1 protein-coding gene is annotated in these 587 nt (G+C 58.6%); it reads right to left on the bottom strand.

What is annotated here, in order from left to right:
* The coding region (locus AB6804_RS31940; protein ID WP_370889847.1) for a hypothetical protein at window positions 1-551 on the bottom strand (551 nt) is incomplete at its 3' end.
* Window positions 552-587: the final 36 nt, after the last annotated feature.

Here is a 587-nt window from a genome sequence, read left to right as displayed (position 1 = left end):
AGCGGGAGAAGAGGCGGACTGACCCCGGTCCAGTTCGCTGCGCCGACCATCACGCAGGCTAGGCGTGCCCACTCGCGTTTCGAAAGACCGAGCACTGTGTCCTCCGCGCTTCCCGACGCCAGTTCGATGACCTGTTCAAGACCCTTCGCTCCCTTGGCTCGATTCGCTTTTACGCACATCACCATAAGGTTGCCGGGTGCATAGGCTCCATCATTGTTGATCCTATCGACCGACCAGTCGCTTTCGACCAAAGCAGCATGTGTCATGGCGATCAAGGTGATCGGACAGATCGCGCAGTCGATCTTTTTTAGGTAGGCAGGAGTTACTTCCTCGTCGAGAATTCGGCGGCGGCGAAAGGCGTTCAGCCGAAGTTGCAACCATTTGGACACGAAGCGATCGGGGACATGCTGCGGAACGCGAAAATGCAGGCGGCCCGCGCGGTACCCAGCCTGTACACTCGGCTCGCTCGATGCGCAGTCCAAGACACGACCGAAGCGGGCGAAATCCCAACCGATGTCAAATCCGGTTTGCGCAACGTTGACAGCTTGCATCGCGCTGGCCCTCGCAACTTGTCCCGTCCCTAAATT

This window comes from Caballeronia sp. RCC_10 (assembly GCF_041360715.1).
Lineage (GTDB): Bacteria > Pseudomonadota > Gammaproteobacteria > Burkholderiales > Burkholderiaceae > Caballeronia > Caballeronia grimmiae.
The sequence above is the reverse complement of the archived record's forward strand: the minus strand, read 5'-3'. Positions and strand labels throughout refer to the sequence as shown.